The 25,600-nt window shown below is 65.6% G+C and carries 21 protein-coding genes and 1 tRNA gene; 13 read left to right on the top strand and 9 right to left on the bottom strand.

Annotated features, from left to right (window positions below; all coding sequences use genetic code 11):
• Positions 1-169: 169 nt before the first annotated feature.
• The 7 genes from F6B93_RS03655 (at position 170) to F6B93_RS03685 (ending at position 7,927) form a co-directional block, all read left to right on the top strand.
• Positions 170-1,783, top strand: a complete 1,614-nt coding sequence (locus F6B93_RS03655) for an amidohydrolase (protein ID WP_211697785.1) — start codon at positions 170-172, stop codon at positions 1,781-1,783.
• A complete protein-coding gene (locus F6B93_RS03660; RefSeq protein WP_211697786.1) occupies positions 1,780-2,769 on the top strand; it encodes an o-succinylbenzoate synthase in 990 nt (329 codons plus the stop codon). Before F6B93_RS03655 ends, F6B93_RS03660 begins: the two co-directional genes overlap by 4 nt.
• Positions 2,766-3,554 carry an alpha/beta fold hydrolase gene (locus tag F6B93_RS03665; RefSeq protein WP_211697787.1) on the top strand — a complete coding sequence of 263 codons (789 nt, stop codon included), beginning with the start codon at positions 2,766-2,768 and terminating at the stop codon, positions 3,552-3,554. The genes F6B93_RS03660 and F6B93_RS03665 overlap by 4 nt, the downstream gene beginning before the upstream one ends.
• A 116-nt stretch (positions 3,555-3,670) precedes the next feature.
• Complete coding sequence (gene menD, locus F6B93_RS03670; RefSeq protein WP_211697788.1) at positions 3,671-5,377, top strand: 2-succinyl-5-enolpyruvyl-6-hydroxy-3-cyclohexene-1-carboxylic-acid synthase; 1,707 nt, start codon at positions 3,671-3,673, stop codon at positions 5,375-5,377.
• Positions 5,378-5,396: 19 nt separating this feature from the next.
• Positions 5,397-5,936, top strand: coding sequence for a DUF3592 domain-containing protein (locus tag F6B93_RS03675; protein WP_211697789.1), 540 nt, complete (start codon positions 5,397-5,399; stop codon positions 5,934-5,936).
• A gap of 133 nt (positions 5,937-6,069) precedes the next feature.
• The gene (locus tag F6B93_RS03680; RefSeq protein ID WP_211697790.1) at positions 6,070-7,197 is read left to right on the top strand and encodes a glycosyltransferase family 4 protein; all 1,128 of its coding nucleotides are present in this window, start codon (positions 6,070-6,072) and stop codon (positions 7,195-7,197) included.
• Positions 7,198-7,216: 19 nt separating this feature from the next.
• The gene (locus F6B93_RS03685) at positions 7,217-7,927 is read left to right on the top strand and encodes a demethylmenaquinone methyltransferase (RefSeq protein WP_211697791.1); all 711 of its coding nucleotides are present in this window, start codon (positions 7,217-7,219) and stop codon (positions 7,925-7,927) included.
• Here F6B93_RS03685 and F6B93_RS03690 read toward each other — a convergent pair.
• Together F6B93_RS03690 and menJ are read right to left on the bottom strand one after the other, a co-directional pair.
• Complete coding sequence (locus F6B93_RS03690; RefSeq protein WP_211697792.1) at positions 7,924-8,262, bottom strand: DUF732 domain-containing protein; 339 nt, start codon at positions 8,260-8,262, stop codon at positions 7,924-7,926. The genes F6B93_RS03685 and F6B93_RS03690 overlap by 4 nt on opposite strands.
• A gap of 109 nt (positions 8,263-8,371) precedes the next feature.
• The gene (gene menJ / locus F6B93_RS03695; RefSeq protein WP_211697793.1) at positions 8,372-9,592 is read right to left on the bottom strand and encodes a menaquinone reductase; all 1,221 of its coding nucleotides are present in this window, start codon (positions 9,590-9,592) and stop codon (positions 8,372-8,374) included.
• A gap of 21 nt (positions 9,593-9,613) precedes the next feature.
• Here menJ and grcC1 point away from each other — a divergent pair, with 21 nt between their 5' ends.
• Both grcC1 and htpX read left to right on the top strand, forming a co-directional pair.
• Positions 9,614-10,621 (top strand): nonaprenyl/(2E,6E)-farnesyl/geranylgeranyl diphosphat synthase, encoded by a 1,008-nt coding sequence (gene grcC1 / locus F6B93_RS03700; protein WP_211697794.1) that lies wholly within the window; start codon positions 9,614-9,616, stop codon positions 10,619-10,621.
• An 87-nt stretch (positions 10,622-10,708) separates the two neighbouring features.
• Positions 10,709-11,569, top strand: coding sequence for a zinc metalloprotease HtpX (htpX, locus tag F6B93_RS03705; protein WP_211697795.1), 861 nt, complete (start codon positions 10,709-10,711; stop codon positions 11,567-11,569).
• Between the two features lie 33 nt (positions 11,570-11,602).
• Here the strand turns inward: htpX and F6B93_RS03710 are convergent, their stop codons facing one another.
• From F6B93_RS03710 to F6B93_RS03730, 5 genes are all read right to left on the bottom strand, one after another.
• Positions 11,603-13,162, bottom strand: a complete 1,560-nt coding sequence (locus F6B93_RS03710; protein ID WP_211697796.1) for a SulP family inorganic anion transporter — start codon at positions 13,160-13,162, stop codon at positions 11,603-11,605.
• Between the two features lie 327 nt (positions 13,163-13,489).
• Entirely contained in the window at positions 13,490-15,043 is a 1,554-nt protein-coding gene (locus tag F6B93_RS03715) for a SulP family inorganic anion transporter (protein ID WP_211697797.1), read from the bottom strand.
• A gap of 224 nt (positions 15,044-15,267) precedes the next feature.
• A complete protein-coding gene (locus tag F6B93_RS03720; protein ID WP_211697798.1) occupies positions 15,268-16,293 on the bottom strand; it encodes an NAD(P)H-dependent glycerol-3-phosphate dehydrogenase in 1,026 nt (341 codons plus the stop codon).
• A 68-nt stretch (positions 16,294-16,361) separates the two neighbouring features.
• Positions 16,362-17,885 carry a flavin-containing monooxygenase gene (locus F6B93_RS03725; RefSeq protein WP_211697799.1) on the bottom strand — a complete coding sequence of 508 codons (1,524 nt, stop codon included), beginning with the start codon at positions 17,883-17,885 and terminating at the stop codon, positions 16,362-16,364.
• Between the two features lie 117 nt (positions 17,886-18,002).
• Positions 18,003-18,494, bottom strand: coding sequence for a YajQ family cyclic di-GMP-binding protein (locus F6B93_RS03730; RefSeq protein ID WP_211697800.1), 492 nt, complete (start codon positions 18,492-18,494; stop codon positions 18,003-18,005).
• 70 nt (positions 18,495-18,564) lie between these two features.
• On the opposite strand from F6B93_RS03730, the gene F6B93_RS03735 reads away from it, so the two are divergent.
• Positions 18,565-18,650: transfer RNA gene (locus F6B93_RS03735), tRNA-Tyr, on the top strand.
• A 95-nt stretch (positions 18,651-18,745) separates the two neighbouring features.
• Here F6B93_RS03735 and F6B93_RS03740 read toward each other — a convergent pair.
• A complete protein-coding gene (locus F6B93_RS03740; protein ID WP_211697801.1) occupies positions 18,746-18,970 on the bottom strand; it encodes a hypothetical protein in 225 nt (74 codons plus the stop codon).
• A gap of 193 nt (positions 18,971-19,163) precedes the next feature.
• On the opposite strand from F6B93_RS03740, the gene F6B93_RS03745 reads away from it, so the two are divergent.
• Entirely contained in the window at positions 19,164-20,033 is an 870-nt protein-coding gene (locus tag F6B93_RS03745; RefSeq protein ID WP_246540991.1) for a nitroreductase family protein, read from the top strand.
• Positions 20,034-20,138: 105 nt separating this feature from the next.
• Here F6B93_RS03745 and F6B93_RS03750 read toward each other — a convergent pair whose 3' ends face one another.
• Positions 20,139-22,691, bottom strand: coding sequence for a heavy metal translocating P-type ATPase (locus tag F6B93_RS03750; protein WP_211697802.1), 2,553 nt, complete (start codon positions 22,689-22,691; stop codon positions 20,139-20,141).
• A 179-nt stretch (positions 22,692-22,870) separates the two neighbouring features.
• On the opposite strand from F6B93_RS03750, the gene F6B93_RS03755 reads away from it, so the two are divergent.
• Together F6B93_RS03755 and F6B93_RS03760 are read left to right on the top strand one after the other, a co-directional pair.
• Positions 22,871-23,893: a methyltransferase gene (locus F6B93_RS03755; RefSeq protein WP_211697803.1), complete on the top strand. Its 1,023-nt coding sequence runs from the start codon at positions 22,871-22,873 to the stop codon at positions 23,891-23,893.
• Positions 23,859-25,433, top strand: coding sequence for an amidase (locus F6B93_RS03760; RefSeq protein ID WP_281426154.1), 1,575 nt, complete (start codon positions 23,859-23,861; stop codon positions 25,431-25,433). Before F6B93_RS03755 ends, F6B93_RS03760 begins: the two co-directional genes overlap by 35 nt.
• The last annotated feature ends 167 nt before the right edge of the window (positions 25,434-25,600 follow it).

Raw genomic sequence — 25,600 nt, forward strand, 5'->3', positions numbered from 1 at the left:
GAACGTGTTGCAATTCGGTTTCTGCCGTGTCCGTGGTTTTGGGCGCTGAGCAGTTGAAATCCCCCGCGGTGGCCCGGTGATGATGTCAAGCAGCGGGCGGCCGAGACCGTGACCACCCAATCCGAATCTAGGCTTGCCAACCGGGAGCGGTTTGACATAGGAGAGACACATGGCCGATGCGCACGATGCGGACGTTGTTATCACCGGAACTGTGCTTACCGTCAACGAGGCCCGGCCAACGGCCGAAGCGATCGCCGTCGCCGACGGCAGGATCATCGCCGTCGGCGACCAAGCTGACATCGCCGGTCTCGTTGGCGAGGCTACCCGCACCATAGACCTGGGTTCCGGCTGCGTCATGCCGGGATTCGTTGAGGCGCACGGTCATCCGTTGCTGGAAGCTCTCGTGCTTTCGGACCGAATCGTGGACATTCGCCCGGTGACGATCCGCGACGCCGCTGCTGTCGTCGAAGCTATCGGTGCCGAGGCGGCCAAGCGGGGGCCCGCCGGCGCCTACGCCCTCGGCTGGGATCCACTACTGCAAAACGGGCTTCCGGAGCCGACGCTGACCTGGCTCGACACCATTGCGCCCGATGGTCCTCTGGTGATCTTCCACAACTCCGGGCACAAGGCCTACTTCAACTCGGCGGCCGCCCGACGGAGTGGTCTCGACCGCGACACACCCGATCCCAAGGGCGCCAAGTACGGCCGCGACGCCGATGGTGAACTCGACGGCACTGCCGAAGAAACTGGCGCGGTGATCCCGCTGCTGACGGAGGCAGCCGATCCCAGCGACTATCCGGCAATGTTGGTTGCCGAGTGTGCCCGGCTCAACCGCGCCGGGCTCACTACATGTTCGGAGATGGCGTTCGATCCGGGGTTTCGGCCCTTGGTCGAAGGGCTCCGCGGTGAGCTCACGGTCCGGCTGCGTACCTACGAGATTTCCAATGCGCATCTGTCCACCGACGCGACGCCGGGTGAGGGCGATGACATGCTGCGCCAGGTGGGCATCAAAATCTGGGTGGACGGCTCTCCCTGGATCGGCAACATTGATCTGACATTTCCGTACTTGGACACCGCGGCCACCCGCACTATCGGTGTGCCGCCGGGATCTTGCGGGCACGCCAACTACACGCGTGAACAGCTGGCAGAGATCGTCGGCGCGTACTTTCCATTGGGGTGGCCGATTGCCTGTCACGTGCACGGCGACGCCGGCGTCGACACCATCCTCGACGTGTACGAAGAGGCGCTGCGTCGACATCCGCGCGACGATCACCGATTGCGACTCGAACACGTCGGCGCTATCCAACCGGAGCAACTTCGGCGGGCCGCCGAGCTTGGCGTCACCTGCAGCATCTTCGTCGACCAGATTCACTACTGGGGTGACGTTGTCGTCGACGGCCTGTTCGGGCCCGAGCGCGGGTCCCGCTGGATGCCGGCAGGGTCGGCAGTCGCCGCGGGCATGCGCATTTCCTTGCACAACGACCCACCGGTCACACCGGAAGAACCACTGCGCAACATCAGTGTGGCCGCGACCCGGGTAGCACCCAGCGGGCGGGTGCTGGCCCCGGAGGAGCGGTTGACGGTCGAGCAGGCGATCCGGGCACAGACCATCGACGCCGCCTGGCAACTGTTTGCCGACGACGTGATCGGCTCGTTGGAGGTCGGCAAGTACGCCGACATGGTGGTGCTGTCGGCAGACCCGCGGACGGTGCCTCCCGAGGAGATCGCCGACCTCGAGGTGTGTGCGACGTTCTTGGCGGGTCGTCAGGTTTACTCCACGTGATACCCGAGTTGCCCACTCTCGACGACCTGCTGGACCGCTTGCATGTTGTGGCACTTCCGATGCGGGTGCGTTTCCGCGGCATCACCACCCGCGAGATTGCCCTGATTGACGGCCCGGCGGGGTGGGGCGAGTTCAGCGCGTTCGTGGAGTATGAGCCCGCGGAAGCGTCGGCGTGGTTGGCGTCGGGGATCGAAGCCGCCTACCGCGACCCGCCCCCGTTGCGACGTGACCGGGTCCCCATCAACGCCACCGTGCCGGCGGTCGGCGCCGACCGGGTGGGCGGGGTGCTGGCCCGGTTTCCTGGTGCCCGTACCGCCAAGGTAAAGGTCGCCGAGCCAGGACAGAACCTCGCTGACGACGTGGATCGGGTCAACGTCGTGCGGGAAACGGTGCCGATCGTCCGAGTGGACGCCAACGGCGGCTGGAGTGTCGAACAGGCTGTGGCCGCGACCGCCGCTCTCACTGCCGACGGTCCGCTCGAATACCTCGAACAGCCGTGTGCGACCGTCGACGAGCTTGCTGAGCTGCGCCGGCGCATTGACGTGCCGATCGCTGCCGATGAAAGCATCCGCAAGGCTGCCGACCCACTAGCCGTGGTGTGTGCCGAGGCCGCCGATATCGCGGTGCTCAAGGTCGCTCCGCTGGGTGGTGTCCGGGCTTTGCTCGAGATCGCTTCACGCATTGATATCCCGGTGGTGGTCTCCAGCGCACTCGATTCGGCCGTCGGGATCGCCGCCGGGCTCACCGCCGCCGCCGCCCTACCTGAACTCCGATACGCCTGCGGACTGGGCACCGGCGGGCTGTTCATCGACGATGTCACCTCGAACTCGGAGTCCACCGCGGCTGTGGACGGATTTCTGCCGGTCGTGCCCGCGATGCCGGACCCCGCGCGGCTGGCGGCACTGAGTGCCACCCAAGGACGGCGGCAATGGTGGATCGACCGGGTCAAGACCTGCTATCCGCTGCTTGTACCGTCGTTCGGGTGATCAACCTGGCTTACGACGACAAGGGGACCGGCGAGCCCGTTCTCTTCATCGCCGGTCGCGGTGGCGCCGGACGCACGTGGCAACCGCATCAGGTCCCGGCGTTCCTGGCGGCCGGATACCGGTGCGTTACCTTCGACAACCGCGGCATCGGCGCGACCGAAAACGCCGAAGGTTTCACGACCCAAACCATGGTCGCCGACACCGTCGCGCTGATCGAATCCCTGGGCATCGGTCCGGCTCGCATCGTCGCTGTGTCGATGGGCGCTTTCATCGCCCAGGAACTCATGGTCGTCCGGCCCGAGTTGGTCAGCTCGGCGGTGCTGATGGCTACTCGCGGTCGCTTGGACCGTGCCCGGCATTTCTTCGGTGAAGCGGAAGCCGAACTCTTTGAGTCCGACATCGAGCTGCCATCCACATATGACGCGAAAGTGCGGTTGTTGGAAAACTTCTCCCGCAAGACGCTCAACGATGACGCGGCTGTCGGTGACTGGATCGAGATGTTTCGCATGTGGCCGATCAAGCAGACCCCAGGACTGCGCTGTCAACTGGACGTAGCGCCGCGGGACAACCGCTTGCCGGCCTACCGAAACGTTGCCGCGCCGGTCCTGGTGCTCGGGTTCGCCGACGATGTTGTGACCCCGCCGTACCTGGGGCGCGAGGTCGCCGATGCGCTGCCCAACGGTCGCTACCTGCAGATCCCGGATGCCGGTCATCTGGGTTTCTTCGAGCGGCCGGAAGCCGTGAATGCGGCGATCCTGAAGTTCTTCGCCGGCACGAAGGCCTAGCGCGAAGGCCTAGGCGAACCCGAAACGGATCGCTCGCGCGGCGGCGCTGATATGGCTGATATGGCTGATATGGCAGCGCAGCCGGCCGTGATGGCCGGTTGTGACACCCTGTACTGGTGAACCCCTCGACGACACAGGCCCGAGTCGTCGTTGACGAGCTGATCCGCGGCGGCGTCCGCGACGTGGTGTTGTGCCCCGGTTCCCGGAACGCGCCGTTGGCATTCGCGCTACACGACGCCGACCGATCCGGCCGGATTCGGTTGCACGTTCGCATCGACGAACGCACCGCCGGCTACTTGGCCATCGGGCTGGCCATCGGGGCCGGCGCGCCGGTCTGCATAGCGATGACGTCGGGCACCGCGGTGGCCAACTTGGGCCCGGCCGTGGTCGAGGCGAACTACGCTCGAGTGCCGCTGATCGTGCTCTCGGCCAACCGGCCCTACGAGCTGCTGGGCACCGGGGCCAATCAGACCATGGAGCAGCTGGGCTACTTCGGCTCTCAGGTGCGCGCCACGATCAGCCTGGGCCTGGCCGAGGACGCTGGAGAGCGGATGGCCGAGCTCAACGCGACTTGGCGATCGGCGACGTGCCGAGTGTTGGTCGCAGCCACCGGTTTTCGCAGCGCCAATGCCGGCCCGGTGCATTTCGACATCCCGCTGCGCGAACCGCTGGTGCCGGATCCGCAACCCGTCGGCGCCGCTGCCCCGCCCGGTAGACCCGACGGCACACCGTGGACATACACGCCGCCGGTCACCTTCGACCAGCCCCTGGACATCGATCTCACGCCAGACACCGTCGTCATTGCCGGACACGGTGCGGGCGCGCACCCCAACCTGGCGGGCTTGCCCACGGTCGCCGAGCCGACGGCATTGTGCGGGCAGTCGCGGCCACACCCGTTACATCCACTGGCGCTGCCCTTGCTGCGGCCGCAGCAGGTCATCATGCTGGGCCGACCGACCCTGCACCGTCCGGTGTCGGCGTTGCTGGCCGATCCGAATGTGCCGGTGTACGCGCTCACGACCGGGCCACGCTGGCCGGACGTCTCGGGCAACTCGCAGGCCACCGGCACCCGGGCGGTTACCACGGGGGCGCCGAACCCCGCATGGCTGCACCGCTGCGACCAGATGAACCGCCACGCGGTCACGGCGGTGCGGGAGCAGCTCACCGAGCACCCGTTGACCACCGGCCTGCACGTCGCAGCGGCTGTGGTCGATGCGGTGCGGCCCGGCGACCAGTTGGTGCTCGGGGCCTCCAATCCGGTTCGAGACGTGGCCCTGGCCGGTTTGAACACTGCTGGCATCCGCGTGCGATCCAACCGTGGCGTCGCCGGCATCGATGGCACCGTGTCCACCGCGGTCGGTGTAGCCATGGCCCACGAGATGGCTCACGAGATGGCCCACGAGGGGGCCGCTATGGCGCCCGGTGAGGGCATCGCCCGCCCGGACGGCCCGCCCCGGACCATCGCGCTGATCGGCGACCTCACTTTCGTGCACGACAGTTCCGGGCTGCTGATCGGGCCCACCGAGCCGACGCCGCAGCGGCTGACAATCGTGGTATCCAACGACAACGGCGGCGGCATTTTTGAACTGCTCGAACAGGGCGACCCGCGGTTCTCGGACGTGTCATCGCGGGTCTTCGGTACCCCGCACGACGTCGATGTGGGAGCCCTGTGTCGTGCCTACCATGTCGATAGCCGCCAGATCGAGGTCGAGGAGCTGGAAACGGCTCTCGACGAGCCATTTACCGGCATGCGGGTGCTGGAGGTCAAAGCGGACCGATCCTCCTTGCGACAATTGCATGCCGCGATCAAGGCGGCCTTGTGAGGACCTTGATGAGGACCGCGTGATATCGCCGAAGTCGATCCTGCGAATTCTCGTCCACGGCACGACCGAAGAACTGCCGCAGACACGTGCGCGGATCGTCGTGCGGTGGGTGCGAATCACGATCCTGATTGTGACCTGTCTGGTCACCCTGCAGTCGTTATTGCTGGTAGCGGGAGCCTGGCGCAACGACCTGGCGATCCAGCACAACATGGGAGTCGCGCAGGCGCGGGTGCTCAGCGCGGGGCCGCGACGCTCAACCATCGAGTTCGTCACGCCCGAGCGCATCACCTATCGCCCCGAACTCGGTGTGCTGTATCCCTCCGAACTGGCCACCGGCATGCGGATTTACGTCGAGTACAACAAGAATGATCCCGACCTCGTCCGGGTGCAGCACCGTAATGCCGGGCTGGCCATCATCCCGGCGGGGTCCATCGCTGTGGTGGCCTGGCTGTCTGCCACCGTCGCGCTGGTCGGTCTGGCAGTCCTGGACAAACGGTTGAACAGGCGTGCCGAGTCAGTGAGCGTGACCGGCCAATCGGAGCCTGCCAGCCGCGGCTGACACCGGCCGGCTGACAGCGGTTCGCGCAGCGTTCGAGCAGGCCGGGGCGCTAGGTGAGCTCCGAGAACAGATTTCGTGTCGCGTACGTCCGCTGGCAACCTTCCCGACAGCCGCCGCTGACAGCTTGGCGAGTGTGCGGGTTGTTGTTGTCGCCGAGTCGTTTCTTCCCTATGTAAACGGCGTGAGCAACTCGGTCGTCCGGGTGCTCGAACATCTGCGTGGCAATGGTCACGAGGCGCTGGTCATCGCACCCGACACGCCGCCTGGACAACCTCGCGCGGAGCGACTGCATAACGGTATCCGGGTGCATCGCGTGCCGTCTCGAATGTTCCCGAAAGTCACCACGTTGCCACTAGGGGTCCCGTTGCCTCGATTGGTCGGCGTATTACGCGGATTCGATCCGGACGTGGTGCATCTCGCGTCACCCGCGTTGCTGGGCTACGGGGCGTTGCGGGCCGCGCGCCGGTTGCGGGTACCCACCGTCGCGGTATACCAAACCGACGTCCCGGGTTTCGCGTCGAGCTACGGCATTCCGATGGCGACGCGGGCAGCGTGGGCATGGTTCCGCCACCTGCACGGCCTCGCGGACCGCACTCTCGTGCCGTCGTCGGCGACCATGGAAGCTCTTGTTGCCCAAAATATCCCGCGAGTGCACCGATGGGCGCGCGGAGTCGACTTGTTCGGTTTCGCGCCGTCGGCGCGGGACGCGGCACTGCGGCGTCAATGGTCACCCGATGGCAAGCCGATCGTAGGCTTTGTCGGCCGGCTGGCCCCGGAGAAACACGTCGATCGCCTCGCGGTCCTCGCTGCCAACGACGCGGTACAGGTCGTGATAGTCGGGGATGGGCTGGACCAGGCGAAGCTTCAATCCGCAATGCCCACAGCGGTATTCACCGGCGCACTATACGGTAGGGAGCTCGCCGCGGCCTATTCCAGTATGGACGTTTTCGTGCATACCGGTGAACACGAGACGTTTTGTCAAGTCGTGCAGGAAGCGCTGGCGTCGGGGCTGCCGGTGATTGCCCCCGACGCCGGCGGCCCGCGCGATCTCGTGATCCCCCAACGTAGCGGGCTGCTCTTGCCGGTTGCCGAGTTCGAGGCCCGGTTGCCCGCCGCGGTCGCCCACCTGCTGGCCGAACGGCATCGCTACTCGCTCGCCGCCCGGCGCAGCGTTCTTGGCCGGCGCTGGTCTGTGATCTGCGATGAGCTGCTCGGCCACTACGAAGCGGTGCTGGGGAGTCGGCGGGTTCGAGCGGCCTGAGGCAGGTAGCGTCTGGGTCGTGAGTCGCGCGGCCCTGGACAAGGATCCCCGGGACGTCGCGGCGATGTTCGATGGCGTCGCGCGTCGCTATGACCTGACCAACACCGTGCTGTCGTTGGGCCAGGACAGGTACTGGCGGCGTGCCACCCGATCGGCGCTCCGGATTGGTCCGGGCGACAAGGTACTGGACCTTGCGGCCGGTACCGCGGTCTCCACGGTGGAGCTCGCAAGGTCCGGAGCGTGGTCTGTGGCTGTCGATTTCTCTGTCGGGATGCTCGCCGCGGGCGGTGCACGACATGTGCCCAAAGTCGCCGGCGACGCCACTCGGCTGCCGTTTGACGACGAGGTATTCGACGCGGTAACCATCAGCTTCGGGTTGCGCAACGTAGCCGACTTTCCGGCTGCCCTGCGTGAAATGGCGCGCGTCACCAGGCCCGGCGGTCGGTTGGTGGTGTGCGAGTTCGCCACGCCCACAAGCGCGTTGTTCGCCACCCTCTATAAGGAATACCTGATGCAGGCGTTGCCGCGGGTGGCGCGGGCGGTATCCAGCAATCCTGACGCTTACGTCTACCTCGCGGAGTCGATCAGGGCATGGCCGGACCAGACGACGCTGGCGCGCCAGATAGCCGGAGCCGGGTGGTCAGCAGTGCGGTGGCGCAACCTCACCGGCGGCATCGTGGCGTTGCATGCCGGCTACAAGCCCCTCAGGCGGGCCAAGTCGACGGGTTAGCGGCTACCGGCCCGTTGGAGAACCCCGATCTGGTCGGGGCAGTAGTGGTCGATCGCCGCTCCAAGGAACTGCAAGGACTGTCCCTGTGTGGTTCCCTTGGGCAGGTTGCGCTGCAAGAACGTCGCTGACTTGTGAGCGTCCCCGTCAACCCCACGGATCAGCCGTTCGCAGCTGATCTTGGCGAGCCACGCGTTGTAGTCTTGCGGGCCGTAGATCCCGTAGCCATGCAGGGTGTCGTTGAATGGGGCATCGTAGTCGTCGGCGTGTGCCGGCGCCGCCAGGCCGGCGGCGGCGATCGCCATGGCCGCGGTAATAGCCAGCTGTCGTGCCTTCATTAGCCGGACTATACGCCTCGACTGCGCGATCCCAGACCGATGGGCCGAGAGCAGCGAGCGGCCGCGGCCTGGTGCTGGGATGAAGAACGCACTGCGATCGGTCGTCGGCCTAGCTGAATGGCGGTCGGCGGTCGATCAGCCGTGACGCCCGTCCGCCGGCGCGCCACAGCCGCGCTACCCAGTCGGCGTCATCGTCGGTGACCAGGTTCGCCATCACTCGCACCGCGATCGTCATCAGCGCCGTGGAGCGCATCGCGACGGGTCCGGTCGCCGGTAGGAAACGCTGGAAGGTGAGTAGCAGCGCCAGCCTGCGCGCCACGGAAAAACCGCGGCCGTAGTGATCCCGCAACTGCGACGGCCACAGCCGCGTCAGATCACGAGAGTCCAGGAGCTCGGCGGCCAGCCGTCCGGTCTCGAGCCCGTAGTCGATGCCTTCCCCGTTGAGCGGGTTGACGCAGGCTGCGGCATCGCCGATCAGCATCCAGTTCGGCCCGGCCACCCCGGAAACCGCACCGCCCATCGGCAACAGCGCCGAGGACACCGCGCGCGGTTCGCCGGTGAAGCCCCACTCGTCGCGCCGCAGGTCGGTGTAATAGGACATCAGTGGGCGCAGCGCCAGATCCGCCCGCCGTTTCGACGTTGACAATGCCCCGATGCCGATGTTCACCTCGCCGTTGCCCAGCGGGAAGATCCAGCCATAGCCAGGCAACACCGCCCCGTCGGGGGAGCGCAGCTCCAGGTGCGACGTCAACCAGGGGTCGTCGTCGTGGGCCGTCGTCAAATATCCCCGCGCGGCGACGCCGTACACCGTTTCCTGGTGCCATCGCCGCCCGAGTTTGCGGCCCAGCGAGGAGCGGGCTCCGTCAGCCACGATCAGCCGCCGGCAGCTCACTTCGGTGCCGTCGGCCAATGTCACCGATACCACCCGCCTCGACGAGTCATGATGGACAGCAACGGCTTTTGCCCCCAGCAGCATGCGCGCGCCGCAGTCCTCGGCGACCTTGCGAATCCGGTCGTCCAACTCGAGTCGGGCGACGGCACTACCATGGGCAGGAAACGACGGGCCTGGCCAGTCCACATCGACGTGGCCGCCGTAGCCGCTCATTCGCAATCCGCGGTGCCGGATGCGGCCTGCCAGCCACTCGCCGAGGCCCAGCCTCTCCAGCTCGATGACCGCACGCGGCGTCAGCCCGTCACCACAGGCCTTGTCGCGCGGGAAGGTGGCTGAGTCGATGACCAGCACGTCGCGGCCCGCGCGGGCGGCCCAGGCGGCCGCCGCCGATCCGGCCGGTCCGGCACCCACAACTACCACGTCGGCTCTGGTCTGCACGATCACCAGTATGTTGGTCGGATGGAAACCCCGCAGACGGTGGTTGCGGGCATCGACTTCGGCGACGCCCACTTCGCCGCGACGGTGCGTGCCGATCTCGCGCGAATCGAACAGCTCATGGATGCCGAGCTGCGCAGCGCTGACGAGGTGATGACGGATTCGTTGCTGCACTTGTTCAAGGCCGGCGGCAAACGGTTCCGCCCGCTGTTCACGGTGTTGGCCGGGCATACCGGGCCACATCCGGACAATCCCGAAGTGACGCTCGCCGGCGCCGTGATCGAGCTGATCCACCTTGCGACGCTCTACCACGACGACGTGATGGACGAGGCGGAAGTCCGCCGCGGGGCACCCAGCGCCAACGCGCGCTGGGGCAACAACGTCGCGATTCTGGCCGGCGACTACCTCCTGGCCACGGCGTCCCGATTGGTATCACGGCTAGGGCCTGAAGCCGTCCGGATAGTCGCCGACACGTTCGCCGAGCTGGTAACCGGCCAGATGCGCGAGATGCGCGGCACACCCGAGGGAGCGGACGCGATCGAGCAGTATCTGAAGGTGGTCGATGAGAAGACGGGCTGCCTGATTCAAGCCGCAGGCCGGTTCGGCGGGATGTTCTCCGGCGCCGACAGCGATCAAATTGAGCGGCTAAGTCGTCTCGGCGGCATTGTAGGCACGGCGTTTCAGATCGCCGACGACATCATCGACATCGACAGCGACTCCGACGAGTCCGGCAAGCTGCCCGGCACCGATGTGCGTGAGGGGGTGCACACCCTGCCGATGCTCTATGCGCTGGCCGAACCGGGTGCGGACAGCGCGCGACTGCGCGTGTTGCTGGCCGGACCGGTCCACGACGAATCAGACGTCCATGAGGCGCTGACGCTATTGCGGGCCTCGCCCGGCATGGCCAAAGCGAAGGATGTCGTGGCGCAGTACGCGGCCGAGGCGCGCCGTGAGCTGGCGCTGTTGCCGGACGGTGCCGGCCAGCGCGCCTTAGCGGCACTGGTCGATTACACCGTCAAGCGACACGGCTAGGGCGGCCCTCGGAACCCGCAGAGCCGTGTCGTGCGTTGAATCAGCAGCTATCCCCCGAGCTGGGTGTTCCTAGGAGGACACATACTGATGACCTGGCATCCGCACGCCAACAGGCTCAAGACCTTCCTGCTGTTGGTCGGTATGTCCACGATGATCGTGGCCGTCGGCGCGTTGTTCGGCCGGACCGCCCTAGTCCTGGCGGCGCTGTTTGCCGTTGGGATGAACGTCTATGTCTACTTCAACAGCGACAAGCTGGCCTTGCGGGCGATGCGCGCGCAGCCGGTGTCCGAGCTGCAAGCACCGGTGATGTATCGGATCGTGCGCGAGTTGGCGACCAGCGCTCACCAGCCGATGCCGCGGCTATACATCAGCGACACGACCGCGCCCAACGCGTTCGCTACCGGCCGCAACCCGCGCAATGCCGCGGTGTGCTGCACCACCGGCATCCTCGGCATCCTCAGCGAGCGGGAGTTACGTGCCGTGCTGGGCCACGAACTGTCCCATGTCTACAACCGTGACATCCTGATTTCGTGTGTGGCGGGCGCGTTGGCGTCAGTGATCACCGCGCTGGCCAACATGGCTATGTTCGCCGGTCTGTTCGGGGGCAACCGGGACAACGGCAATCCCTTCGCCCTATTGCTCGTCGCGTTGCTGGGTCCGATAGCGGCGACGGTGGTGCGGATGGCCGTGTCACGGTCCCGGGAATATCAGGCCGACGAATCGGGCGCCGTCCTGACCGGCGATCCCTTGGCGCTGGCGTCGGCGTTGCGCAAGATCTCCGGCGGCGTGCAGATGGCGCCGCTGCCGCCAGAGCCGCAGCTGGCCAGCCAGGCCCACCTGATGATCGCCAACCCATTCCGTGCCGGTGAGCGGATCGGGTCGCTGTTTTCGACGCATCCGCCCATCGAGGACCGGATTCGCCGGCTGGAGGCGATGGCGCGGGGCTGAGACGGGCCGCTGGGACGGGCCGCCGTGAGGGCACTAGGCAGCTGGTTCGGGGTCGGGCTTGATACGGTCGACGGCTCCGCGACGAGACCGGTGGCCGCGCTCCAGAACACCGTGAACCCGCACTGTGCCCCCACGGGTGCGGTGCCGCCGTTGCCAGTCGGTAATCGCCTGGTGTGCGGCGTGATCGAGGTAGGTCACCGCGATATGAAGCGTGACGGTGGCGCTTTCCGGGACCGAAGCCAGCACGCGCGTAAGTCGGGGCAGGGTGAGAAAGGTGCATACCCCTTCGACGACCACGCGCCATTCGTCGTCCACGGGATGGGCCTCCACCCTGGCCCGCATGACGCGCCAGCCGGTCATCGCCACCGCCAGGGCCAACCCGATCATCACCCCATGGAGGAGACTGAGGAAGACGACGGCGAGTACGGTCACCAGGTAGATGGCGAAATCCCCGCTTCGCAGGGCGGTCTCGATGTACGCGGGCCGCAGCAGCTTCAGCCCGATGACGACGAGCAGGCCCGCGAGTGCGGCGTAGGGAATCTGGTCGATCAAGCCCGCGAAGGGGAGGGCGAACAGTAGAACCCAGAAGCCGTGCAAGATCGTTGCGGCGCGGGTTTTCGCTCCTGCCCTCAGATTCGCTGAACTGCGCACAATGACACCGGCGATGGGTAGCCCCCCGATCGCTCCCGACACGATGTTCGAAGCGCCCTGCCCGATCAACTCCCGGTTGAGTTCGGTCCGTGGTCCACTATGCATCCGGTCAGTCGCGACCGCAGTCAGCAGACTCTGGACGCTGGCGACAAGGGTGACCGTGATGACGCCGATCGCGACGGCGCCCCAATTGCCGTGCGGAATGGCCGGCAACTGCAGCGCGTCCACGACCGAACCCTCGAGCGCGATCCGTGACACCTGGAACGGAAATACCACCGAGACAACGGTCGCCACCACGATGGCAACCAACGGACCGGGAATGGGAGCCAACCTCGGCGGTGCCCAACGCCACGCGCCCATGATGGCGATGACGAGCAGGCCCAGAAAGACCCCTGGCTTGTGGGCGCCGACGATTTGTGCAGGCAGCTCGATGACGTCGGCCCACGCCGAGCTGTGGGACTCTCCACCCAGTAAGACGTGAGTTTGTTGAAGTGCGATAGTGATCCCGATGCCGGCCAGCATCGCGTGCACCACCACCGGTGACATGGCCAGCACCGCTCGCGCAACGCGACTGAGCCCCAATAGCAGCTGCACGACGCCGGCCATGACGGTGATGAAACAGGTTATTCCCCAACCGAACTCGGCGATAAGATCGGCGACGACGATCGTTAGCCCCGCCGCGGGGCCACTGACCTGCAGTGCCGATCCACCCAGTGCCCCGCCGACGATCCCGCCGACGATCGCGGCGATCAGCCCGGCGAGCACGGGCGCGTCTGAGGCGATCGCGATCCCCACCGACAGAGGTAGTGCGACGAGAAAAACGACCAGCGACGAAGGCAAGTCGTGCCGGATGAGCGATCGCAGCCGATCGGTCCGCCGCACCGCCGGGCTCTGATCGACCTGATGAGGGCTCGGTGTGCTGAGCCGGTCGGTGTCTGGCATCAATGGTTCCCCTACGAGGGTTGAGCAACGGCCTTCTTGATGATCCCGCCCCAGCTGCGCTGCGCAACGTTGGTGTAACTCGGTGGCGTTCAGGCTATTGCGTTTGTTCCCAGCCATCTTGCTCTAAGCCGGAATGCCTGACGACCCGTTCGACGGTATTGATGCGGTTCGGCAACGGCAACCGCACGCGCCGCGCACATAGCAAACACAAATATTTTCGCGGCGACACCGCCAACAACCCCGTACGCGGCGTATTACCGCACGTGGGCAGCGATAATCTAGCCTCAGCTTGAATTTCTCGTAGCCGTAGTTCGAATTCCTCGCTAACTAAGCAGCCGCTTCAGGTTCTTGCGGCTCGACGAGGTCGTCCATCGCCCGGCGAGCACGGTGGCCCGTATGGATTCCACCGTGGATGTGAACCGTCCCTCCGGTAGCGCGATAGTGCCGTTGCCAATCGGCAATCGCCTCGTGCGCAGCGTGATCGAGGTAGATGACCGACATGATGAGCGTGACCTTCTCGCCTGCGGGAATGGATGCCAACACCCGCGTCAGCTTGGGCAGCGAAAGGAAGGTACACGTTCCTTCGACGACCACGTGCCACTGGTCATCGGCATGCTCGGCGTGGATCCTGGTCCACATCACCCGCCATGCGGTGAGCGCGATGGCCAGGGCGAGTCCGATCAGTACACCCTTCATGAGATTGAGGAAGATGACGGCGACGATGGTGACCAGATAGACAGCCAAGTCCCCGTTGCGCATGGCGGTTTCCACATGGGCCGGCTGCAGCAGCCTAATGCCGACGAAAACGAGCAGGCCGGCTAGCGCCGCGGTGGGGATCTGTTCGATCAACCCTGCGAATACCAGGGTGAAGACCAGGATCCACACACCGTGCAGGATTGTTGAGGCGCGGCTCTTGGCGCCTGCCTGGATGTTGGCCGAGCTGCGAACGATCGCGGCGGCGATCGGAAGTCCGCCGATCATCCCGGATGTCATGTTGGCGACGCCCTGTCCGGCCAGCTCGCGGTCGAGGTTGGTGGGTGTCCCGTCATGCAACCTGTCGATCGAAACCGCTGACAAGAGACCCTCGACGCTAGTGATGAGAGCGACCGTGACCACGCTGATCGCGACGGCGCCCCAATCTCCGTCGGGAAGCCCCGGCAGCTGGAACGCGTCTACCAGCGACCCTTGAAGCTTGATCCGGGCCACATCGAAGGGGAACACCACCGAGATGGTGGTTGCCACGACGATGGCGACCAGGGGGCCAGGTATTCGTGCCACCCGCTTCGGGACCCACCGCCACGCGATCAGTATGGCGATCACCGTCAGGCCGAGAGCAGTGTTGCCGCCATGCGCGTTCATGATCTGTCCGGGAAGCTCAACGACGTTACGCCAGGACGTGCTCTTGGACGACCCGCCCAGCAACACGTGCGTCTGTTGCAATGCGATCGTGATGCCGATGCCGGCCAGCATCGCGTGCACGACGACGGGTGAGATCGCCAGCACCGCTCGCGCAATCCGGCTGAGCCCGAAAATCAGCTGCAAAACGCCCGCCGCGACCGTGATCAAACACGTGACTCGCCAACCGAACTGGGCGACGAGGCCGACGGTGATCACCATCATCCCGTTCGCCGGACCACTGACCGCCAGTGGCGCCCCGCCGATGAATCCAGCGACGATGCCTCCGACTGCTGCCGCGATCAGCCCGGAGAGCACCGGTGCGTCCGACGCGATCGCGATCCCCACCGATAGTGGCAGTGCCACCAGAAAAACCACGATCGACGCCGGTAGGTCGTGCTGGACGACCGATCGTAGGTGGCGAGCTAGAGACGCTGGTGGATCGTGCTCGCGGGCTTGACTGCCGCCTGGTTCGCTGCCGGGCATCGGTGATTCCCTCGCTTAGTCATCGCGGGACGGTCCGACACGCCGCCCGCATTGCCGTGGTTTGCGCTGGTAACTATTGGCGCGCAGGAAAATACCGTCGCCCCAGGTTGTGGGGTGGAGCCTGGTTACTGCCCCGACAGTATTGGTGCCGCCAAACCGGGTCAAGCCATGGGCCGCTCTCATATCCATCGCAGATTTCAGTGCTATGGGCGCCCACGCTACCGTTAGAACCCTGAGCCGTGAACCTCGTGTCCGGGTACTTCGGCGGCTAAGCCACGGTAGGCCTGTTCGACCGTCGCACCGTGATTGATTACTGCGTCGACTTCGCGTGCGATCGGCATGTTGAGCCCAAATTCGTCCGCGAACTCCATGATCACGCTAGCTGCCTTGACGCCCTCGGCGACCTGGTTCATCGACGCGATGATCTCATCGATGCGCTTGCCTGCTCCGAGCTGTTCACCCACATGACGATTGCGGCTGCGCTGGCTGGTACAGGTAACGATCAGGTCGCCGAGACCCGCCAATCCAGGGAACGTATCGGTGTTCCCACCCATTGCGACACCTAACTTGGTCATTTCACGCAGCGAGCGCGCAATCACCAGCGCGCGGGTGTTTTCGCCGATGCCTAACGAATAACCCATTCCGACCGCGATGGCGAAGACGTTCTTCAGCGCGCCGGCCATCTCGACGCCGACCACATCGTCGGTGGTATAGACGCGGAAGCGCCGGGTACGGAACAACGCTGCCAGCCGGGTTGCCAGATATTGGTCCGGCATTGCCAGCACCGCGGCTGCCGCATATCCCTCGGCCACCTCGCGGGCGATGTTCGGGCCGGCCAGGATGCCGGCCGGGTGGCCGGGGAGTATTTCCTCGATAATCTGCGACATCCGCATGTTCGTGCCTTGCTCGAGCCCCTTGACCAGGGACACCACCGGCACCCAGGGCCGCAGTTCTTTGCTCAGTTCGGTCAGCACACCCCGGAAACCGTGGGAGGGCACGCCCATGACGACAACGTCGGCGCAGTTGGCGGCTTCGGCGAAGTCGGTGGTGGCGCGCAGACTCTGACTGAGGTGAACATCCGTGCCCAGGTAGCGGCTGTTGTGATGGTTCTCGTTGATGTCGCTGGCGGTTGCCTCTGAACGCACCCATTGCAGTGTCGGCCCCCGGCGTGCGCAAATTGATGCCACGGTCGTGCCCCAGGAACCGCCGCCGAGGACAACGACCGTGGGTTCGCGTTGAGCTGCTGCCATGGGATCAGCGTATTGCCGGCACTCGACATTGAGAAGCGGTTCCGGGGGGTCGCGTCGTTGTTGGGCGCCTATCCCGCCAGTGGTGCCCGGTCGACGGCGCGGCCGAACACCATCGACTCCTCAATGCGGTCGAACCGGTAGTCGATGGCGTCGGCGAAGTAGTTCTGCCGGACATTCCAGGGCCGTTTGGTGCCCGACCTCGGTAGTGCGTGCACGGACCGCTTCACATAGCCGGCCTGGAGATCCCACGTCGGCTTCTCGACCATCGGCTCGTTGCCGCGGTGTGGGTAGGCGTGAGTATAGCCATGAGAATCCATGTGCGCCAATAACTTTGACGTTGCCCGGGCGGTCATGTCGGCGCGCAGCGTCCAGGACGCGTTCGTATAGCCGATGCACCAGAACAGGTTCGGCACGTCTTCGAGCATGTGCGCCTTGTACACGAAGCGATCCCGCGGATTGATCTGGGCGCCGTCGAGGCTGATCGTGGCGCCGCCAAGCGCCTGCAGCTGCAGGCCGGTGGCTGTCACGATGATGTCCGCATCCAGGTGACCACCGGACTCGAGGACGATACCGGTGGCGTCGAAATGGTCAATATGGTCGGTGACGACATCCGCGCGGCCCTCGGCGACGGCGCAATACAGATCGGCGTCGGGGATCAGGCACAACCTTTGATCCCACGGGTTGTACCGGGGCTTGAAGTGGGTGTCGACGTCGTAGCCAGCGGGCAGGTTGTTGATCGCCGTACGCCGCAGCAGCCGCTTCATCAGCCGCGGTAGCTTGCGGGCCACGAACCAGACGACCGCCTCGATCAACGCGTTGTACATGCGGACGACCACGTGGGCGGCCCGGCGGGGCAACACTTTACGAACGACAGCCGCGAACGTGCTGTACTTGGACGCCGAGACGAGGTAGGTCGGAGAGCGCTGCAGCATGGTTACCCTGTTCGCCCGCTCGGCCAGCGCCGGGATGAGCGTCACGGCGGTGGCACCACTGCCGATCACGACGACGTTCTTGCCACTGTGGTCGAGGTCCTCCGGCCAATGCTGCGGATGCACGACAGTACCGCCGAATTGGTCGATACCGGGCAAGTCGGGGGTGTAGCCCTCGTCGTAGTTGTAATAGCCGCTGCCGAAAAACACGAACCGGCTGCGGCAGCGCTTGCGTACACCGTCTTGCTCGAACACCACGGTCCAGGTATCGGTGGTCGAATCCCAGTCCGCCTCGCGAACGTAGCAGTGGAACCGGATGTGGCGGTCGATGCCGTACTTGTGGGCCATGTCGGTGAGGTACTCGCGGATGTGGGCGCCGTCGGCGACGCCTTCTTCGCGGGTCCACGGTTCGAACGGAAAGGACAGCGTGAAGATGCTGCTGTCGGAGCGCACGCCCGGGTACCGGAACAGATCCCACGTGCCGCCGATCCGCTCACGACGCTCCAGGATGGTGTAGGTCAGCTGGGGGTTGCGCTGGATGATCCGATAGGCGGCGCCTAGTCCCGAGATGCCGGCACCGACGATGAGGACATCCACATACTCGATGTGGGGGTCGGAGTCGGCTGGGATTTGGTCGGCGGATTGCTCGGGAGTTGCCGTCATCTGAGAACCTCGCTTGACTTCTGGGATCCGTCACCAGAGTAGGTCTGAATGCTTGCCGAGCGTGACGTCACTGCGAGAACGGACGCGCGATTTCGCAGTGACGTCACGCTGGCGCGGCTACCGGTAGTTGACGAACTGCAGCGCGACGTCAAGATCGGCCTTCTTCAGCATTGAGATGACGGCTTGCAGGTCGTCACGTTTTTTGCTGGTTACCCGCACCTCGTCGCCCTGGATCTGGGTCTTGACGTTCTTCGGGCCCTCGTCGCGGACGAGCTTGGTGATCTTCTTCGCATTTTCGCTGCTGATGCCCTGTTTCAGGGTCCCGGCGACCTTGTAGGTCTTGCCGGAGGCTTGTGGCTCGCCGACGTCGAACGCCTTCATCGAGATGTCGCGGCGGATCAATTTCTCCTTGAAGACATCGACGGCAGCCTTGACCCGCTCTTCGGTCGAGGACGTCAGCTCCACGCCCTCCTCGCCCTTCCACGCGATGCTGGTGTCGGTCCCACGGAAATCGAAGCGCGTCGCCAACTCCTTGGCAGCCTGGTTGAGCGCATTGTCGACTTCCTGCCGGTCGACCTTGCTCACAATGTCGAACGATGAGTCCGCCATTCGATCCGTCCCTTCTCATCGGTAATAGCCGTTTGTGCTCTGTCTACCCGCTCGTTGTACCCTGCTAGGCGGCAGGTTGCCCGAGCGGCCAATGGGAGCGGACTGTAAATCCGTCGGCGTATGCCTACACAGGTTCGAATCCTGTACCTGCCACCAGTATCGTGGCAGTTCAGCGGCTATTCGGCGCCTTCACAACCGTGTTGAGCGACGCCCGCCACCGTGTTGACAGGTGGCGGGCGTCGGGTCGGCGCCTACCGGCGGGGGAGTAGCCCGAGTAGCCGCGAGTCCTCCGGGGACGCGTCTTTGCCGCCAAGGCGGCCATCGTCATCGCCACGGACGTGGACGCAACACGTTTGCGAGTCCTCCCGCGATGATTGTTCAGGTGGCTGCGCCACCGCGGTCCCAGCGCCCAGGACGCCGAGGCCGGTCAGGGCGGCACCGACGGTGACAACCTTCCAGGTTGCTGGTCGTTTCACGATCTGTGGTCCTTTCGTCTAGGCAACGCGTATTTCGCGATCATTGTCAGAATGCCGCGCCGACGTGAGCGCTGGGGGAGATGAGGATGAGCGGTCCCTCACGCCGGGCTGGCTGGTTCCTATCGGCGGTGTGGACCTGAGCCGCCCAACTACACTTTCCTCGGGGGTTCCATGCGACCCATCCTTGGTGGAGGTGAGCAACCTGGTGAGTTCGCTCCCCGATACCGCCACGCTCGAGGCCGTGCTGGACATGGCCGCGGCCGCGCCGTCGGCCCGGAATTCGCAGCCCTGGCGGTGGCGGGTGGGCGGTGATGGGGTAGGTCTCTACGCCGACTGGGGTCGTCAACTCGATGACAGCGATTTCGCCCGCCGCGATGTCCTTCTTAGCTGCGGCGCCGTACTCGATCATTGCGTGGTGGCGCTGGCCGCAGCGGGTTGGTCTCCCCGGGTCCGCCGGTTGCCGGATTCTGACGACGCCAGATATCTGGCTCTGATCGAAGTGGTGGAATCGCCAGCCAGTCAGGACAGCGTCGAACTGTCGGCGGCCATCCCACGACGACGGGCCGACCGCCGCCGCTACGACACGAGAGCGATTCCGGCCGGCACGTTGGAGTGGTTCTACATCCAAGCGGCGCGCGCTGCCGTGAGGCTGGGTGTGGTTCCCAAAATTCGGTGGGTCCGAGCTGACGACGGCTCGGTCATGCTTCGGTACGGCAAGGGGCCCCGCGGTGCGGGGGGGCCGCCTGCCGACGACGCCGCGATGATGGTGCTGGGCACCGACACCGACAGCGATCTCGACCGGCTGCGCGCCGGCGAGACGCTCAGCCGACTGGTTCTGTCGGCCACGTCGGTGGGATTGGCGACATGCCCACTGACGGAGCCGCTGCAGAACACCCGTGATCGGCTGACGCTGGCCTGTGAGGTCTTCGACGGAGAGGCGTACCCGCAAACCCTCATCCGGGTGGGATGGGCACCCCGCGACGGCGACGCCCTGGCGCCGGTCGGGCGACGTCCCGCACGCGAGATCACCATCTGGGACCCAGACGTGCGCTCCGCCCACTGAGTCCTGCACACCTGCCCCGCGTCCGGCCGCCGCACCCGAGCCTGCGGCTCGGGGTCGACGCCGGCACTTTGTCCTCGGGCCGAGGCCTGCCGTACCGCTCGGAGTCTACGGCGACGGAGTCACCAGTTCGTGTTGGGCGGTACCGGTTTCCACCTGGGGCTCGACGGCGGACGGTTCGGCTTCAGGCAGCGGTTCAACACGGTAGCGGCGAAGGCGGTTGGCATTGCCCACCACCGACAGCGACGACAGCGCCATCGCGGCGGCTGCGATCATCGGCGAGAGCCGCAGCCCGATCAGCGGATACAGGACCCCGGCCGCAAGCGGGATGCCGACGGCGTTGTAGATCAAGGCAAAGAACAGGTTCTGCCGAATGTTGCGCATGGTGGCGCGGGACAAGCTGATGGCGGTGACCACTCCGGCCAGCGACCCCGAAATCAGGGTGATGTCAGCGGCTTCGATGGCCACGTCGGTGCCGGTGCCGATCGCCAGTCCGACATCGGCGTGGGCGAGGGCGGGTGCGTCGTTAATTCCGTCGCCGACCATGCCGACGCGCCGTCCCTCGGCTTGCAGCCGTCGGATCTCGTCGGCTTTGTGGTCGGGCAGGACTTCGGCGAGCACCCGCTCCACCCCGACCTGCCGGGCGATCGCGGCGGCGGTTCGGGCGTTGTCGCCGGTGATCATCACGACCTGGAGGCCCAGCTTGCGCAGGGCTGCGATCGCCGCGACCGAGTCGTCCTTGACGGTATCGGCGACGGCGAGTGCCCCCGCTGGTTCGCCGTCGACGGCGGCGAGGATCGGCGTTTTGCCAGCGCCCGCGAGATCGGCGCTGAGGTGCTCGAGTTCGGCTGTGTCGACGCCGTTTTCGGCCAACAACGTTGCGGTGCCCACCAGCACCGAGTGGCCGGAAATAGTGGCCCGGACCCCTTTGCCGGTCAGGGACTCGAACTCTGTCGCAGCGGGTATGTCGATGCCGCGATCTCGGGCGCCTGCGACCACAGCACTGGCGATGGGGTGTTCGCTGTCGGATTCGGCGGCAGCTACCAGGGTGAGCAGTTCTTTTTCCGGAAGTGTCCCGGTCACCTGGACGTCGGTGAGTGCCGGCTTGCCGGCAGTGATGGTGCCGGTCTTGTCCAGAACGATGGTGTCGAGTTTGTGTGCGGTTTCGAGGGCTTCGGCCGAGCGGATCAGGATGCCCGCGCGGGCGCCTTTGCCGGTGCCGACCATGATCGACAGGGGTGTGGCCAGACCCAGGGCGCAGGGGCAGGCGATGATCAACACCGCTACGGCCGATACCAAGGCCTGCGTCAACGCGGGTGTCGGGCCGGCGACGAACCAGATCGCGAAGCTGGCGATGGCGATGGCGATGACGACCGGCACGAAGTAGGCGGAAATCGCGTCGGCGAGCCGCTGAATCGGGGCTCGGGATGCCTGCGCCTGCTGCACCATGCGGATGATTTGGGCGAGCATGGTGTCGGCTCCGACCTTGGCGGCCCGCACCCGCAACGACCCGGTGGTGTTCACGGTCGCGCCGATGACGGTGTCGCCTGGGTATTTGGTGACCGGGATGGATTCGCCAGTCACCATGGACTCGTCGACCGCGGATTGTCCGGACATGACGGTGGCGTCGACGGGGATTTTCTCTCCTGGCCGGATCACGATTTCGTCGTCGACGGCGACCTCATCGACGGGGACTTCGACTTCGGCGCCGTCACGCAGGACTCGGGCAGTGCGGGCCTGCAAGCCGAGCAGGGCGCGGATGGCTTCGCCGGTGCCCGCCTTGGCGCGGGACTCCAGCAGCCGGCCCAGCATGATCAAAGTCAGGATCACCCCGACGGCTTCGTAATACACGTCTCGCACTTCGGGCGGCAGGGCGTCGGCGGCGACCGTAGCGAGCAGGCTGTATCCATAGGCGGCGACCGTTCCGAGGGTGATGAGGCTGTTCATGTCGGCGCTCCGATGAGCCAGGGCCAGCCAGCCGGAACGATGGATTGGCCATCCGACGTAGAGCATCACCGGGGTGATCAGGGCCAACTGCACCCAATTGTTGAGCAATAGCGCCGGCACCCACCTGGTGCCCCATGGTTCTGTCATCACCGCATACAGCACCGGGGCGGTGAGGACTGCGCCGATCACCACTCGACGGGTCAGATCGGCGATCTCGCTGCGCCGCTCGTCGGCCTGCGCAGCTTCCACATCCGCGGCGGCCGGCTCGGCGCCGACGTCGGTTGCCTCCTGCTCGGCGGCGTTGGGTCCCTCGGGTGCGGCCGACCCTGCCTCGGCGCCGTTGGGGGTCACGAGGAGCGTGCCGCTGATCATGTTCATGCTGCAGGTAAATCCGAAGGACCCCGCCTCGTGCGGGGTGAACCTTACGGTCGTGCGCTGATGGGCGGGCAGCGCCGCGGACAGCTGATGTTCCGGGAAGATCACCCGTGAGCTGCAATCACCGGATTCCTGTCGGTCGAACTCGATCTCGACGGGAATGCCCTGGCGCACTTCGACGACGCGGGGGCTGTAGCCGCCCCGGACCGTCACCTGCACCCGCTGCACCCCATGGTCGATCGCGGCGGCGTGGGCGCGGCGCGGCGCAAAGAAGTACCACGTCAACCCGGCGATCGCCAGGACCGCAGCTGTCAGGGTCGCAACCTCAACGCTCGACACGATGTACTCCTCTGACCGTCTCCGACATTGCCGCAACGTCGATGGCTCGACGCGGTCGACCCCATCGTAGCATACCCCCAGGGGGTATGGTAGTGACTCCGGACGGACCAACCTTTAGCCTACGGTCGGTAGACATCGGCACGACAGGCGTGCCGGAGCGATTCAGGGAGGTTGCCGCGATGAATCGGTTGAGTCCCGATCGAATCATGGGGATCGGTGCCGGATATTGCGCAGCAAAGGTATTGCAGAGCGCGGTTGGGCTCGGGCTATTCACCGAACTCGGCGACCGTGAGATGACAGCGGAGGCCATCGCCGAACGGTTCGGGCTGGTGCTGCGGCCGGCGACTGACTTTCTCGACGCTTTGGTGTCACTGGATTTGTTGGCGCGCAACGGGGACGGACCCGGGGCCGGCTACCGCAACACGGAAGAAACCGCGCACTTCCTCGATGAAACCAGCCCCGCGTACCAGGGCGGCCTGCTGAAGATTTGGGACCAACGCAACTATCGGTTCTGGGCGGATCTGACCGAGGCACTGCAGACAGGAAAGCCGCAAAACGAGGTCAAGCAAACCGGACGCCCGATGTTCGAGTCGCTGTACGCAGATCCGCGGCGACTCGAGGTGTTCATGTCCGCGATGGATTCGGCGTCGAGTCGCAACATTGAGCTCCTTGCCGAACGGTTTCCGTTCGAGCGCTACCGGAGCCTCTGTGATGTGGGCGGCGCCAGCGGCCTCCTGTCGCGGATCGTCGCCAGGGCGCATCCGCACCTAGAGTGTGTCAGCTGGGACCTGCCAGCAGTGACCGAGATCGCACAGCACAAGCTGGCCGAGGAGGGCTTGGGAGATCGCGTGCGCGCGGTCAGCGGTGATTTCCTCGCTGACCCGCTGCCGGTCGCGGACATCATCACGATGGGCCAGATCCTGCACGACTGGAACCTCGAGCACAAACAACGATTGATCGCGAAAGCCTACGAGGCACTCCCCGAGGACGGGGCCTTCATCGTGGTCGAGACCTTGATCGACGACGCGCGACGGGAAAACACATCCGGTCTGATGATGTCGCTCAACATGCTGATCGAGTTCGGCGATGCATTCGACTACTCGGCTGCCGACTTCCGGAAGTGGTGCAGTGCGGCCGGATTCCGGTCGTTCGACGTGATCCCGCTCGCTGCGGGTTCCAGCGCGGCCGTCGCCTACAAGTAGCCGACAGAGTCGCGATCACCCTGGAGCCGCGATCACTATGGAGCCGCCCGAATTCACCATCGCCGACGCCCAGACTGCCTTCGATCGGGGCGAGTGGACCGCCGCCGGCCTGGTTGACCGCTATCTGACGCGAATCCGGCAGATCGATCGTTCCGGTCCCACGCTGCGGTCGATGATCGAAGTGAACCCCGACGCTGTGGCCATCGCTGAAGCGCTAGACGCCGAACGCGCACGGGGACGAACCCGCGGTCCGCTCCACGGCGTCCCCATCGTCGTCAAAGACAACATCGACACCGGCGACACGATGGCCACGACCGCCGGATCATTGGCTCTGGAAGGCAACATCGCATCACGAGATGCGTTTGTGGCCAGGAAATTACGCGACACCGGCGCCGTAATCCTCGGAAAAACGAACATGAGCGAGTGGGGCTATTTGCGTTCCACCCGGCCGTGCAGTGGGTGGAGCAGTCGCGGCGGCCAGGTGCGCAACGCCTATGTGTTGGACCGAAGCCCGCTCGGCTCCAGCTCGGGGTCGGCGGTTGCGGTGGCGGCCAACCTGTGCATCGGCGCAATTGGAGCCGAGGTCGATGGCTCCATCGTGCGTCCAGCGTCGAGCAGCTCGATCGTTGGTCTCAAGCCCACGGTCGGGCTGGTAAGTCGTGCCGGCGCCATCGGGGTCGCGGCGCCGCAGGACACGTTGGGCCCGATGGCGCGCACGGTCGCCGACGTGGCGACCGTCCTGACGGCGCTGACGGGCTTCGACGAGCACGACCCGGCAACTCGCGACGGTGCCAAGCACGCAGCGCCTGACTATCGCCGATTCCTCGACCCGGTGGCCTTGCGCGGAGCCCGCCTCGGAGTGGCCCGGGAGTGCTTCGGACAGCACGAGGGAACCGACGCACTGGTCGACGATGCTGTCGCCCGGCTCGCGGAACTGGGCGCGCAGATTGTGGACCCGGTTCGGGCGAGCTCATTGCCCTTCTTCGGAGACCTCGAAGTCGAACTCTTCAGCTATGGCCTCAAGGCGAGTCTCAACGGCTATCTCGGCAGCCATCCTGGTGCCGGGGTGCGAAGCCTCGAAGAATTGATCGCGTTCAACGAGCAGAACGCCTCTCGGGTGATGCCGTACTTCGGCCAGGAGTTTCTCGAGCAGGCCCAATCCAAGGGCGATCTGACTGATGCGAACTACCTTCGGGTCGCGGCCGAGCTGCGTCGTCGCGGGCGCGACGAGGGAATCGACAAGGCGATGCGTGAACACCGACTCGACGCGATCGTCGCACCCACTGAAGGCTCGCCGGCTTTCGTCATCGACCCCGTGGTCGGTGACAATATTCTTCCGGGCGGTTGCTCGACACCGCCGGCGGTCGCCGGATACCCGCACATCTCCGTTCCCGCCGGCTATGTCCGCGGTCTGCCGGTCGGGCTGTCATTCTTCGCTGGTGCGTTCCAGGAACCGAAGATCATCGCCTACGCCTATGCCTTCGAGCAGGCAACCCAAGTTCGGAGGCCACCGGACTTTGCACCAACATTGCCCAGCTGACAGTCCGTCCGGCCCGGTGGTGACGAAAGTCGGTCAAATACCGCTTATTTGGCCTGCGGCCAGGGTGTTCCCGCCACAAACCGGGCTGCGGATAAGGGCATTCATTCTTCCCGCGGTGGCCCGCAACGGCGATCGTCGTCGTTTGTCGGAACCGGTCACAGCGCGCG

The organism is Mycobacterium spongiae (genome assembly GCF_018278905.1).
Taxonomy (GTDB): domain Bacteria; phylum Actinomycetota; class Actinomycetes; order Mycobacteriales; family Mycobacteriaceae; genus Mycobacterium; species Mycobacterium spongiae.

Bases quoted from the DNA above. Each gene is read 5' to 3' on its own strand.
- F6B93_RS03655 (WP_211697785.1), top strand. From the start codon at position 170: ATGGCCGATGCGCACGATGCGGACGTTGTTATCACCGGAACTGTGCTT.
- F6B93_RS03690 (WP_211697792.1), bottom strand. From the start codon at position 8,262: ATGAAGGCACGACAGCTGGCTATTACCGCGGCCATGGCGATCGCCGCC.
- grcC1 (WP_211697794.1), top strand. From the start codon at position 9,614: ATGGAAACCCCGCAGACGGTGGTTGCGGGCATCGACTTCGGCGACGCC.
- htpX (WP_211697795.1), top strand. From the start codon at position 10,709: ATGACCTGGCATCCGCACGCCAACAGGCTCAAGACCTTCCTGCTGTTG.
- F6B93_RS03710 (WP_211697796.1), bottom strand. From the start codon at position 13,162: ATGCCAGACACCGACCGGCTCAGCACACCGAGCCCTCATCAGGTCGAT.
- F6B93_RS03715 (WP_211697797.1), bottom strand. From the start codon at position 15,043: ATGCCCGGCAGCGAACCAGGCGGCAGTCAAGCCCGCGAGCACGATCCA.
- F6B93_RS03720 (WP_211697798.1), bottom strand. From the start codon at position 16,293: ATGGCAGCAGCTCAACGCGAACCCACGGTCGTTGTCCTCGGCGGCGGT.
- F6B93_RS03725 (WP_211697799.1), bottom strand. From the start codon at position 17,885: ATGACGGCAACTCCCGAGCAATCCGCCGACCAAATCCCAGCCGACTCC.
- F6B93_RS03730 (WP_211697800.1), bottom strand. From the start codon at position 18,494: ATGGCGGACTCATCGTTCGACATTGTGAGCAAGGTCGACCGGCAGGAA.
- F6B93_RS03755 (WP_211697803.1), top strand. From the start codon at position 22,871: ATGAATCGGTTGAGTCCCGATCGAATCATGGGGATCGGTGCCGGATAT.